The 12354-nt window shown below is 57.0% G+C and carries 10 protein-coding genes; all 10 read right to left on the bottom strand.

Annotated features, from left to right (window positions below):
• Positions 1 to 951: 951 nt before the first annotated feature.
• From egtD to BIS10_RS13130, 10 genes are read right to left on the bottom strand one after another with little or no spacing between them, the layout of a single operon-like run.
• On the bottom strand, positions 952 to 1914 hold the full coding sequence (egtD, locus tag BIS10_RS13175; RefSeq protein ID WP_035556010.1) for an L-histidine N(alpha)-methyltransferase: 963 nt from the start codon (positions 1912 to 1914) through the stop codon (positions 952 to 954).
• Between the two features lie 2 nt (positions 1915 to 1916).
• On the bottom strand, positions 1917 to 3224 hold the full coding sequence (egtB, locus tag BIS10_RS13170) for an ergothioneine biosynthesis protein EgtB (protein WP_035556011.1): 1308 nt from the start codon (positions 3222 to 3224) through the stop codon (positions 1917 to 1919).
• Between the two features lie 52 nt (positions 3225 to 3276).
• Positions 3277 to 4686, bottom strand: a complete 1410-nt coding sequence (locus BIS10_RS13165; RefSeq protein WP_035556014.1) for an NADH-quinone oxidoreductase subunit N — start codon at positions 4684 to 4686, stop codon at positions 3277 to 3279.
• Entirely contained in the window at positions 4686 to 6173 is a 1488-nt protein-coding gene (locus tag BIS10_RS13160) for a NuoM family protein (RefSeq protein ID WP_253505848.1), read from the bottom strand. Before BIS10_RS13160 ends, BIS10_RS13165 begins: the two co-directional genes overlap by 1 nt.
• Positions 6170 to 8143 carry an NADH-quinone oxidoreductase subunit L gene (locus BIS10_RS13155; RefSeq protein ID WP_035556016.1) on the bottom strand — a complete coding sequence of 658 codons (1974 nt, stop codon included), beginning with the start codon at positions 8141 to 8143 and terminating at the stop codon, positions 6170 to 6172. The genes BIS10_RS13160 and BIS10_RS13155 overlap by 4 nt, the downstream gene beginning before the upstream one ends.
• Positions 8143 to 8448, bottom strand: a complete 306-nt coding sequence (gene nuoK / locus BIS10_RS13150) for an NADH-quinone oxidoreductase subunit NuoK (RefSeq protein WP_035413666.1) — start codon at positions 8446 to 8448, stop codon at positions 8143 to 8145. The genes BIS10_RS13155 and nuoK overlap by 1 nt, the downstream gene beginning before the upstream one ends.
• Before the next feature lie 30 nt (positions 8449 to 8478).
• The gene (locus BIS10_RS13145) at positions 8479 to 9105 is read right to left on the bottom strand and encodes an NADH-quinone oxidoreductase subunit J (RefSeq protein ID WP_045812309.1); all 627 of its coding nucleotides are present in this window, start codon (positions 9103 to 9105) and stop codon (positions 8479 to 8481) included.
• Complete coding sequence (locus BIS10_RS13140; protein ID WP_035556018.1) at positions 9102 to 10028, bottom strand: NADH-quinone oxidoreductase subunit H; 927 nt, start codon at positions 10026 to 10028, stop codon at positions 9102 to 9104. The genes BIS10_RS13145 and BIS10_RS13140 overlap by 4 nt, the downstream gene beginning before the upstream one ends.
• Positions 10015 to 11283 carry a hypothetical protein gene (locus BIS10_RS19040; protein ID WP_253505845.1) on the bottom strand — a complete coding sequence of 423 codons (1269 nt, stop codon included), beginning with the start codon at positions 11281 to 11283 and terminating at the stop codon, positions 10015 to 10017. Before BIS10_RS19040 ends, BIS10_RS13140 begins: the two co-directional genes overlap by 14 nt.
• A 38-nt stretch (positions 11284 to 11321) precedes the next feature.
• A complete protein-coding gene (locus tag BIS10_RS13130) occupies positions 11322 to 11669 on the bottom strand; it encodes an NADH-quinone oxidoreductase subunit A (RefSeq protein ID WP_253505843.1) in 348 nt (115 codons plus the stop codon).
• Positions 11670 to 12354: the final 685 nt, after the last annotated feature.

The following is a 12354-nucleotide window of genomic DNA, read 5'->3' as shown; positions in this document are numbered from 1 at the left end:
CCAGCAGAACGAGAAAGGACGTATTATCGTCAATTGGAGGAGTCGGGTGAAGCTGCCTGACTCAAACAAACCGGTCTCCGGAATAACCGGGGCGGTTCATAGGGCAGCTTTGGCAGACGGTGACAAAAAGCTAGATACCAATTCCCTGACGATGACTACCTGCAAGCTCAGGCGGTTTTTTGTAGTGTTTCCCTAGTGCTAATAAGTAAGCGTAGTGCTCGAAAAAAGCCACGGTACCTTGCCCTCGGGACCGACATCGGGATCTGGTCAGAAGCAGCAACCCCGATGTGATATAACCAGGCTAATGAATATCTTGCTGAGCTTGAGGCGTTAGCCGAGCAGGCAGGCAACTTGTTACTGATTGGCGTCCCGATATGCGAAGCGGAGGGTCGTATCTAAAATGTGGTGGTGAGCCTCTCCCATCTCTCAGGCTTCTACTACAAACGCACTTGGTGCCATTAGGTGAATATGTTCCGTTTCGAGACTTCTTGGGTTCGGTCCCCGACGTGCTCGGGGCGGCCATGTTTGTTTTCATACCGGGAAGGCAAGCACACGTTCTTAATGCATCAGAGGCGCCCTTAGGGGTCTTCATCTCCTACGAAGCGGTCTTGGTGCCGAAGTCACAGAACTTCTGTCCGAAGCGCAGTTACTAGTAAATGTCAGCAACAATGCTTGGTTCGGCCCTCACCTGCCCTTCCAGATGTCACGCATGCGTGCCATCGAAACCGGCCGAGAACTGCTAAGTACCACGACCACCGGCATCACTGCAGCTATCTGCTACGAAGGAATGGTCCTTAAGCGCGCCCCTCAATTCAAGGTAGCTATCCTCAGAGCCGAAGTGACACCGCGAACTGGCGCGACCCCTTGTGTGTGCTTCCGGGATTGACCTGTCCTTGGCCTTCCCTATCAGCGTTTAATGTGGAGTTGTAGTGGCCGCGCTATCAGTGTCCCCTAGGCACGCGTCAGGTAGTGGGCGCTAAACAAGCTATTCGCATCGGTCCAGGACGAGAGCGCCTCAAATCCCGCACGTCCCGCCAACGCCTGAAACCCCTCGACCGTGTATTTGTAAGAGTTTTCAGTGTGAATCGTCTCCCCTTCCAGAAAACTGAAGCGCTCCCCTTCAATAGTGACGACTTGAGGTAACTGACTGACCAGATGCATCTCAATACGAGAGTGTGCTTCGTTGAAGAACGCCTGATGGACAAAATTGGCGGGATCTATTTTAGCGTGCAGCTCATGTCGCAGCCTTTCCAGTAGATTCAGGTTGAATGCTGCCGTCACACCAGCTGCATCATTGTAGGCGGCTTCAAGGGTCGGCTTATCCTTAACCAAGTCGACTCCTACCAACAATCCGCTGCCGGTGGGTAACAAAGAATGCAGCCCGCAAAGAAAATCTTCAGCGGCTTGTGGGTCGAAGTTGCCGATAATGGAGCCAGGAAAAAAACCGACCGGTCTTTCGCAGCATAGCCCGTCCGGTAAGGCCATATTGCAGGAGAAATCGGCACAGGCGGCATGCACTTCAAGCCATGGGTAGTCAGCAGCCAACCGTCGTGTGCTGTCGAGCAGGAAATCCCGTGAGATATCGATCCCCAGATAACTGGTAGGACGCATGGCTTCCAATAGAAGCCGTACTTTACGGCTCGCCCCGCTGCCAAGCTCGATCAACGTCGCCTCATGCCCGGCTATCGTCGCTATCTCATCGGCGGCCTCAGCGAGTATCGTCTCCTCGGTCCGTGTCGGATAATACTCCGGTTGCTCACAAATTCGATCAAATAACTCAGAACCACGCTGATCATAGAAGAACTTTGGCGAGGCGAACTTTTGATCGGCTCTGAATCCCGTCAGTATCTCATCGCGAAGCGATGTTGAGGCTGGGATCGGGTGCAAGTCGTGGAATTGTACGGCCAGGCTCATGATTAGCTCTCCTTAGCAAGACGGAATCCGGAAAATGCCCAACGGGCATGAGGTGGGAAAAAATTACGATAGGTCGTGCGGATATGGTCTTCCGGGGTGGCACAACAGCCACCTCGAAGCACCATCTGCCCCGACATAAACTTGCCGTTGTATTCACCTAAGCTGCCCGGCAACTTGCGAAATCCTGGATAGGGCCGATAGGCGCTGCCGGTCCATTCCCAAACATCACCGAACATCTGCCTCGGCCCCTCGCTGGATCCGCCGGGGGCAGCCGCGACCGGCTGAAGATGGCCTTGTTCGACGAAGTTGCCCTGCAGGGGGACATGTTGAGCCACCGCCTCCCACTCGGCCTCAGTAGGTAGGCGTGCGCCGGCCCATTGGGCATAGGCATCGGCCTCGTAGAAGCTGACATGGCAAACCGGCGCATTCACGTCCACTGGCACCAGCCCGCTTAAAGTATAGTGATGCCAGACGCCGTCCCGCTCGACCCAGTAAAGTGGCGCCTTCCAGCCTTCCGCCTTGACCGTGGCCCAGCCATCCGACAGCCAATAGTCAGGTTTGTCGTATCCCCCCGCCTGCATGAACGTGAGAAATTCACCATTGGTAACCGAACGGTCAGCGATCTGGAAAGCCTCAATGAATTGACGATGACGCCCCATTTCGTTGTCGTAGGCAAAACGGCTATCGTCGGCATCATGACCTATTTGCCGCACTCCGGCTGGATAAGCGTGCCAACCGAGTTCACCGACCTCATGGGCGGGTGCCGACACAAGATCACCTCGATAGACTGGGCAGAGCGGGTTCTGGGCCAGAATATGCTTGATGTCCATGAACAGCAGTTCCTGATGTTGCTGCTCGTGAGGCAACCCAAGCTCCAGACGATGGAGAATCTCCTGCAGGTGTTCTTGCGGAGGGTCGTTGAGCAATTCTTCCATGGCCTGATTAATGTGCGCGCGATAGCGATAGACGTCATCCACTGTGGGGCGCGAAATCATGCCGCGTTCAGGACGAGGAAACGGCGTACCGTGGGTCTCATAGTAAGAGTTGAAAAGGTAATCGTATGCGGGGTCGAGGGTCTGGTAGCTGGGGTGAAACGGCTTGAGGATGAAGGCTTCGAAGAACCAGCTGACATGGGCGATGTGCCATTTGGGGGGACTGACGTCCGGCATGCTCTGCACCATGTAATCTTCTTTATGCAGAGGTTCGCAAATTGCGTCGGTGGCGGCACGAACCCGCTGGTACGCACGCAGCCACTCCTTGGTATGAATGCTATCGATTGTTTCGATAGTTAAATCTTGAATAGGTGACATAAATAACTCCCTCTAAGTATTACTCCGTTTAGCTTGATTCGGCAGGCCAGGCCTAACGCACAAAGCCTATCGAATCCGTGAACTCCATTAGCATTTCTGCACCAAGCCCACCGACAATCAACAGCAAGCCAGACACGATCATGGTGGTTCGTGCCCACTGGCCCACCAGTACATGCACAGTGGGTCGGGTATCGCTAAACATCATCCGCGCCACGATGCGCAGGTAATAGAACAGCGAGACAACGGTGTTGGCGGCAGCCACGAATGCCAGCCAAGCGTATCCCCCCTCAATCGTGACGCTGAACAACATGAGTTTGCCAAAAAAACCGATCAGCGGCGGGATACCCACTAAAGAAAGTAGCGAAGCGATTAGTATCGTTGTGGCAATAGGGGCCTGTCTGGCTAGCCCCTGATAGCTCTCCAGTGCAGTGCGCCCTCTCAGATAGGTGACCACAGCGAAAGCCGCCAAGTTAGCAATGGCGTAGCTGGCCAAAAAGAACACCAGCGCCGGTAGAGCCTGGTCGCTTGTTCCCATTACCACGATAGCCATCAAGGCATAGCCGGACTGGGAAACCGATGACCAACCCAGCAGGCGCCGTACATCTGTCTGTCGAAGGGCAGCCACGTTACCCAGCGTCATGGTCGTGACCGAGATCAGAGCCACAATCGCTCGCCAGGCGACATCCGGCGGCATTAATGACACGAAACGGGCCAATGCGACGGCAGCGCCAATCTTGGGAATTACGGTCAAGAAGGCTGCCACCGGTGCCGGGGAACCTTGGGCTACATCCGGCATCCAGGCGTGGGCCGGAAAAGCCGCCAGCTTGAAGGACAAGCCCAGTATGATAGAGGCAGTGGCGATGGTTAGCGCCAGGCTGTCGTGACCCACGGAAAGTCCTTGTGCGATTTCTGGATAGCCTGTGTTACCAGTCAGGCCGAACAACACGACAACGCCTATCGTCAGTAAAGTGTTGGTCAAGGCTCCCATCAGAAAATACTTCATGCCAGCTTCCAGGGCGGGTGCCCAGGTGCGGTGATAGGCAGCCAGCGGATAGCTGGCCACCGACGACAGCAACACACCGACGACCAGTTCCATGGTGTCACTGGCTGACGCCATCATGATCACACCCAACAGCGCGAACAACACCAATGCGTAATACTCGGCATGGCGGCGATCGGTCTGCATCCACTCAGGCGACATGGCAATAACCAGCGCGCCGGCAATCAACACGACTAGTTTGCTGGAGAGTGCCATGCCGTCCAGGGCCCACACACCCGAGAACGTCAGCCGCGGCGGTCCATCCCACTGCGTAAAGGTCAACCCAATACAAAGCCCAATCGTGAGCAACGCCAGTACAGCCGCCCAGACATGCTGATGTTGTCGGGCGAAAGCCGCGAACAATACGATAATCACAGCACCGAGCGTCAGGCTGATTTCCGGCAACACATCACCAATAGGCATCAGCGGGCTCCTACCAACAGCGTTGCTGAAGCCTCTATGAGGGTCAGCAGGAACTGCGGCGCAATACCGATGATCACGAAGCCTGCCGACAGCACCCCGAGCACACCCCACTCAGCTGGGCGCAGATCGTCAAACTTCGCCCAACGCTGCGGCATCGCCCCGAAGAACAGTTTCTGCAGCATCTGCAGAAACAACGCTGCCGTGATCAGAATGCCCAGCACACCAATGACAGCGAGCCAAGGGTAGACGGCAAAGGTGCCGGCAAAGATATGGAACTCCGCCACGAAGCCGGCCAGACCAGGAAGCCCCAGGCTGGCAAACGAGGCGAGTATGGCGAACGTTGCCAATAGCGGTGCCTGTCGGAGCAGCCCACCATAGCTATCCAAATCGTATTCCTCGGTGCGCTGCCAGAACGAGCCGCAGATCAGAAACAGCGCCCCGGTAATCAGTCCGTGTGCCACCATCTCTACCGTGGCCCCTATCAGTGCCATCTCGCGGGCATATACCGCATCCTGGAACAAGGCGCCAGCCACGGCGATCCCTAGCACCGTGTAGCCCATATGATTGATAGAGGTATAGGCAATGCGTCGTTTCAAATTTCCCTGGCCAAATGCCACGAGGGCACCATAGAGAATAGAAACCACAGCAAAGAGAGCGATAATCAGAGCGTAGCGGGCAAAGGTCTCCCCCATCATTGAGTACGGAATCCTCAGAATCCCGTAGGTGCCCATCTTGAGCAGCACCCCGGCGAGAACTGCCGAGGCCGGTCCGGGAGCGTCGACATGCGCTTGGGGCAACCAGGTATGCACGGGCACGATGGGAGCCTTGATGGCGAAGCCGAGCATGAGGGCGAGAAATATGAGGCCAGCAGACACACCCGCTCCCGCCAATGGCTGCTGCTCGATCAGCACTCGCATGTCAAAGGTGTGTGGCTCGACTGATAGATAAAGCCCGATGAATGCCAGCAACAACAGTAGCGAACCACAGAAAGTGTAAAGAAAGAACTTGAATGCTGAATGCTGGGCCTGACCGTGCCCCCAGCGGCCGATCAGGAAAAACATCCCCACCAGGCTCAGGTCGAAAAAGACATAGAAGAGCAGCAGGTCCAACGCGAGGAAGACGCCAAGCGATACGGACTGCAGAAAGAGCATCCAAGCGTAGTACTGCCGAGGCTGGTTCTGCGTGTTAATGGGATAGGCAATACTGGCAGCGAAGACCAAGGAACTCATCGTCGCGATAGCCAGCGCGATGCCGTCTACGCCTAGCCGGTATGCCATGCCCAGGCTGGGTACCCAAGGCACCTCTTCGACAAATTGAAATAGTGCGCCTTGGGTATCGAACTGCAGCCAAGCCCAGGCCAGCAGTAATACAGGCAATAGGGAAACCCCCACAGCAAACAGGCGAGCCGTGGTCTCTGTCCAACGGCGTGAAACGGCGAGTACGAGAGCTCCCAGCATGGGAAGGCCCAAGGTTGCGGTGAGAATCAAAGGAGTGCTCCTATGCCCAAGATTATAAAAATTACGGCGAACCCTGCCGCGATACCGGTGTAGTAATGATGCGTCTGTCCGGTATGGGCCTGCCGCGCTACTTGGCCCGCCCAGTCAACGCCTCTCGCTAGTAGGCTCGTTGCGCCATCGAATGCCCCTTCGCCACGTCGATCACTGACCTTGGCCAGCCACACGCCAAAACGGGCGCTGGCGCGGATGCCAGCATCTACAGCTCGATCGTCGAAGCGTGCCAGGCCATGGCTGAAGGATATCGCAGCACTTACTCCGCGGCCCCGTAATCCAGCATCCACTACGCGATCATCGAAACGTGCCAGGCCATGGCTGAACCTCATGAAGGTAGCAATCCCCCGCTCTGCCAGAGCTGGCAGGCCAAACCAGTTCGCCATAGCAGCATGCGTCTCGCTCTGTCGGCTCTGATTCGACCCCTCACGGCGCACCGTCCAAAACCCAGCGCCAATGCCTAGCGCCACTAGCAATAGCGACAGGATCAGTTCCCACAGTTTGGTTTGGGGAAGCTGGATCGATAGCAGGTTAGCAAGGTCGTTTCCCACACCGGGCCACCAGAGCAGAGATAGCACTAGCGTGCCTGCCGAAAGCAGGTAGAGCGAGCCGGCCTCAACCGAGGAGTGCCCTGGCTGTGATGGGGCCGTTTTCGTGCGGCCATGCAGATCTCGTCCAAATGCGAGCAACTGAAAGCGTGTTGCATACAACGCGCTGAGCCCACCAGCGATGGCGGCGATCACGGCCAGCCAGGACGCCTGATGACCAGCAGCAGTGATGATCTCCTCCTTGCTCCAGGATGCCCCCACCGGGATAACCCCTGCCAGCGCCAGACTGGCGACCATGGTCGCCACTGCAATCCCCGGAAGCAGTCGCCCAAGGCGCATCGTATTTAGCGAGTAGCTGCCGGCATGACGTTCGGCAATGCCGGCTGCTAGGAACAAAGCCGCTTTCGTGAAGGCGTGTGTGACGAAGTGCACCAGGGCGACACCGGGAAAGCCTGCCCCAACCGCTAACCACATCAAGCCATACTGAGCGGATGTCGAGGCGGCCAGCAGCTTCTTGGCATGCCTTTGCAGATAGGCCACGACACCCCCTGCTAGGGCGGTGGCCAAGCCTAACGTGATGGCAACCGGCCCAAACCAGGCAACGGCAGCCATCTCCGCATGCAGCCGAATCACCAGATAGATACCTGCGGCGACCATGGTCGCCGCGTGGAGCAATGCCGACACCGGTGTTGGCCCAGACATGGCGGCAAACAACCATGGCGAGAAGGGAACCTGGGCGGACTTGGCCGCTGCAGCCAACACGGCGCCGGCAACAAACACATCCAGTAGCCATCCATCGAGTTGGGACAGGTCAGCAAAGGCAAACGAGCCAGTGCCGGCAAACGCTGCCGCCGCTGCAATGTACAGCCCCAGATCCCCGAAGCGAGTGACCAGGAACGCCCAGGCGGCATCCCGCAGGTTGTCGCCCTCTTGCCACTCGTGGGCAATCAGTGCCCATGAACAGGCCCCGACCAGCTCCCAGGCGATCAGCAGGGTCACCAGATCCTCAGCCAGCACGAGAAGCTCCATCGCCCCGACAAATGCCGTCAGCAGAGCGACCAACCTGACGGGTGGACGCGTTGGCACGCCCTCACTGACGGGCTCAGACTCATGGTAGGCGCTATAGGCTATGATCAGTGTAGCGATCAGTGGCACGACGATGGCAAATACAGCGCTCGCTGGTGTCATCCCAACCGACAGGACGATCCGTGAGCTCCAGCGATAGGCACCACCCCAGTCCCCCATGAGCGCCACACTCGCGAGCAGCAGGGTAACGACAGCGACTGCCGCCCCCATCAGGCCCAACACGGCTCGACCACTATCCCTAGCGGACAAGCGCTTGCCAAGCCAATACATCCCGGGGGCGGCAAGCAGTGGGAAAAGAGGAACAAACCACAACATCAGTGCTTCAACCCGGTCAGTGACTCGGTCATGTCGGCCTGCTTACCGCGGAAGACGGCTACTACCAAAGCAAATCCCATGGCCATCTCAATGGCCATCACCGCCATAACAATGATCGTCAGCAGTTGCCCTTCTGGCGCCCCAGCCCCGCTAAAGGCCCAGAACGCCACCGCGGCGAGCATGACGCCATTGAGGATCAGTTCCAGTCCCATCATCAGCATCACGAACGATTGCTGGGAAAGCGCACCATAAATCCCGATGCCAATCAGTGCCGCTGCCAATAGCAAAAGTGTGGTTAGTGTCATGCAAGCCTCCCTGCCTATCTGTCTGCTTGGTCAGTGGTGATGATGGTGTTGATGACCACCACTCTCTTCCTCTTCGTCCTCCTCGAGCTTACCCGCCGGGTCGCCACCCGGCTCCAGCCCCGGCGGTAGCGAACCCACTGCAGCCGCCCCATAGCGGCCCCGATGACTCGACAACACCACCACGCCGATCATGGTGGTTAAAAGCACGATGCCCGCCGACTCGAAGATCAGCATCGAGTCACCAAGCATCTCATTGCCTAGGGATCTAACTGGCTCAAGGTCTGCCGAGACCGGCTGGTCAGGAAAGGCAGCCAATAGCGCCATGGCGCCCAATACCAGGAAGCCGACAATCCCCGCCCCGATAGCGATACGTTCCTGGTGAACCATATTCATCGGGTTAAGGCCGGCAGGATTCATCATGAACATGACCATGAACAGCGCCATGACCGTCATCTCCACAGCCATCATGAAGAACATCGCCACGCCCAGGTATTCCGCTGCCAGCAGAATCATGATCACGCCTACGGCGATGAACGACACCAGCAGGAAAAAGGAGGCGCGTACCATGGAATCGGTACGAAACACTCGCCATCCGGTGACCACCGCGAGCGTGGCCAATGACAGAAACGTGATATCAATGCCAATGCCGTGATTCATAGCAGCACCCCTATGCCAGCCCACACCAGGTCGATAAACGACAGTGGTAACAGCACCACCCACATCAAGGTGACGCAGCGCTCAGGGGCAATACGCGGCAGTACCCGTCCAAGCAATAGCAACACGAGTAGCACTGCCAGCATCTTGATGGCCATCCATAACGGACCGGGTAGCCAAGGTCCCATCCAGCCACCTAAAAAAGCACTTGCTGCCACACCACTGAAAGCAACCAACATGGCCGCCCGAGCCACATCCCAGACCAGCCGAGGTGGCCCAGAGATCTCAGAAGCCGTTCCTCCAGCCAGGTCCTTCGAATCAGCAAGGTTGAGCGGGCCCCAGAAGGTCATGCCTAGGCCGACAATCAGAAACAATGGCAACCCCAGCGGTTGGCGTATGACATTCCACAGCGCTTCTTGCGAGGCGACCACTTGGGTGAACTGTAGCGATTCGGCCGGCAATGCCACGCCAATTAGCACAAACATGCTGATCAGGATGTAAGAGAGCCCTAGCGCCACATAACGGTAGCCGCCGATGAGTGCCAGCAGCGCGTTTGCCGACCAGCCATGCAAGAAGATAACCACTGTCGCTAATGCTTCCACGCTGCCCCACAGCACCACGCTGGTGACCAAGTCAGTGGCGACCAGCGACTCCGACCACGGCACCACGGCCAGTCCGATTGCAGCCAACGCCAAATACAGTGCCGGCGCCAGCCGCCAGGCCTGCCAGTCCGGTGCTTCGGTGGCATTGGCGTGTTGGGTCATCAGCCAAGCCCCTCGGGCCATGGGAGCAAGCCAGACACGGCCTGCCTGAGGGGCGCCGAATGCACCGGCAATAAGCCGATCAAGCACCGCCACGACGTAGGCGCCGACAGTCAGCATGAACATCACCATCAGTACTGGCAGGAACAGCTCACTTAACAACATTACCCGAACCTCCCTGCACTGCCCGTGACTCACCAGGCGACTGTGTTCCGCCCCCTCCATCGGCTACCGCCGCTATATCCAGACTAGCAATAGTAGCCAGTGCATCGCCCCACTCCAGGCCTGGTAAGACCTCGTCAAGAATCGCGCTAGCATCTTCGGGAGGCTGTTCGTCCCACGGCCCCCGTGGCGTCTCGATGCAATCCACATCGTTCGTGTACACCTCATCCCGTTCGGCCTGGTGTGCCAACACTAAGGATTGTTCGACTTCGTCCAAGATTTGCTTCCAACGGGCCGAGACTCCTCCTCCGTCCTGACATACGGGGGAAAACCCTAGACGGCGATAACCGGCATCGTGTGAACGCAAATCATCAGCCAGCCCGGCAGCACGAGCGGCAGGCCCGCCAAACTGTCGGGCCTGCTCTGTATTGAGCACACCACCGCCTACAGCAGCCAGATGAAAGAAGCCACTGCGAACCAGGCGTCGACGTAGCCCATCTAGCGTGCTTGATGTCGACAAACCGTGTGCCAGGCGCAAGGAACTTAGGCTGAGTGCTTCCAGCCCAGCAAGATGCAGCGCATGGTACAGGCGCTGCAGATGATGACGGGCCCGTGCGAGCTCAATCTCGGCGATGGGGACGGGGTGCTTCCGAGCGTTGAAAAACACCGCGTCGAGGCGTTGCGGATACGGCTCCAACTGCGTTTCCCATGACTGAACCAGATCCCCCTGCAACGTAACCTCCGCTGCCATGCCGGGCGGAAATGCCATGAAGAACGGCCCGAGCCGGAAAGTCAGCGAATCCAGCGTCAAACCATCGCGGATATCGTCCTGCATATTCATGGACATGGGCCGCCCGTAGGGCACCCCACCCATCATGCCTTCGCCACCTTGGCCGAAGTCGCCCTCACCTTTCCAAGGATTGGGCGGCCTATCCGACAAAATGCGGCATCCACTGTCACGCTGGCCTGTCATCAGTTCACGATGTGCTTTGATTAGGGCCGCAGGTAAATCGGTGAGATCATCGATCCGATCCACGTTTTCAAGATGAGACCATGGTTCGCTACGAAACCACAGGGTGGTGAAGGGATAGGGCAACTGATCGTGGACACGCCGCAAGGGCTCTAATCGATCAGCCGGAATCTCTCCCGCCACTAGCAGCACACTGGCATGGCGTGGCGAATCGACCAGTTCGATTTCCGGCGATAGCGCGAGGTGCCGCAGCGCTCTATCGCCCTGCTTGCCCAGCACAGGAAACACGGGAGCTCGCATATGCGAAGCGAGTTTACGTAGCCAGTTCACTGCCACTTGAACACCCCCTCACGCCAGGCATAAACAATGCCAACCGACAGGATGGCCAGGAACATGCCCATCTCCATTACTGCCATCACGCCCTTCTCTACGAAGACAACCGCCCATGGATACATGAACATCATCTCCATTTCGAAGGCGATCAGCAGCAGCGTCATGGGATAATAGCGGACGTGATAGCGGCTCCAGGCGTGGCTATCTGGCGTACCACCGCCTAGAAAAGGCGCGCGCTGCGGGTAGGTGGCTATCGGCTGGTGGCGCATAGGCAACCACTGCACTAGTAGGCCGGCGCCTAAGCTAAGCAATAAAATAATAAGCAGAGTCAACAGTTCCATGCGTCTCCCTCGCGTCGCTAGCCAGCAAATCCTTGCCGTAAATTACAAAGTAGTAGATTTGACCTGCACATATGTACGAGCGTAGATAACAATCTTGAATGTAGACTGAATATGCTGTCTAAAACTTGGTACAAAAAGTAATAAACCGCAAGGTGGGTGCAGTCTCTGAGTGCAACACTACCTAATAGATGGCGGGCGGACTTTCATGATGCTTTGCCAATACTGAACCGCTCCGGCTTTACTGGAGACTCCTTTTCAGATCATTTTTTCCGCCATTTTCAGCTCTGTTTCAGGTTGGCACGCTATAACACCAACTCACTTCCATGAAGAAGAGCGCGTCCAAATGCTGCTCAAATACATCGCCACCCAAGAAGCGAAAACCCAGCAGCCAAAGAATCCCTGAATACTCTCTTGGTTCTTTAAGAGCAAGATGCCATGTGCCTTGTTCGTCAAATAGGGCAAATGAACGATGTCTGAAGGCTCAACCGAATCAGATTTGAAGCCTCCGCGACGAACCATTCAAGCCTAAAAAATATAAGGAAACGGTATGCAAAAGAAGACGACTTCGCTCCCTATTATTCACGCTACCTTAGCAACGCTGTTGCTGTCGCTCGCAAGCCCAGCGTTGGCCCATGAAGGGGGCGCAAGCACTTCGCCTAAGGATGGCGTCACCATGCAGGATTCC

This window comes from Halomonas sp. 707B3 (assembly GCF_024158645.1).
Classification (GTDB): Bacteria; Pseudomonadota; Gammaproteobacteria; order Pseudomonadales; family Halomonadaceae; genus Vreelandella; species Vreelandella lionensis.
This window is presented reverse-complemented; position numbering and strand designations above follow the sequence as displayed.

Bases quoted from the DNA above. Each gene is read 5' to 3' on its own strand.
- egtD (WP_035556010.1), bottom strand. From the start codon at position 1,914: ATGAGCCTGGCCGTACAATTCCACGACTTGCACCCGATCCCAGCCTCA.
- egtB (WP_035556011.1), bottom strand. From the start codon at position 3,224: ATGTCACCTATTCAAGATTTAACTATCGAAACAATCGATAGCATTCAT.
- BIS10_RS13165 (WP_035556014.1), bottom strand. From the start codon at position 4,686: ATGCCTATTGGTGATGTGTTGCCGGAAATCAGCCTGACGCTCGGTGCT.
- BIS10_RS13155 (WP_035556016.1), bottom strand. From the start codon at position 8,143: ATGTTGTGGTTTGTTCCTCTTTTCCCACTGCTTGCCGCCCCCGGGATG.
- nuoK (WP_035413666.1), bottom strand. From the start codon at position 8,448: ATGACACTAACCACACTTTTGCTATTGGCAGCGGCACTGATTGGCATC.
- BIS10_RS13145 (WP_045812309.1), bottom strand. From the start codon at position 9,105: ATGAATCACGGCATTGGCATTGATATCACGTTTCTGTCATTGGCCACG.
- BIS10_RS13140 (WP_035556018.1), bottom strand. From the start codon at position 10,028: ATGTTGTTAAGTGAGCTGTTCCTGCCAGTACTGATGGTGATGTTCATG.
- BIS10_RS13130 (WP_253505843.1), bottom strand. From the start codon at position 11,669: ATGGAACTGTTGACTCTGCTTATTATTTTATTGCTTAGCTTAGGCGCC.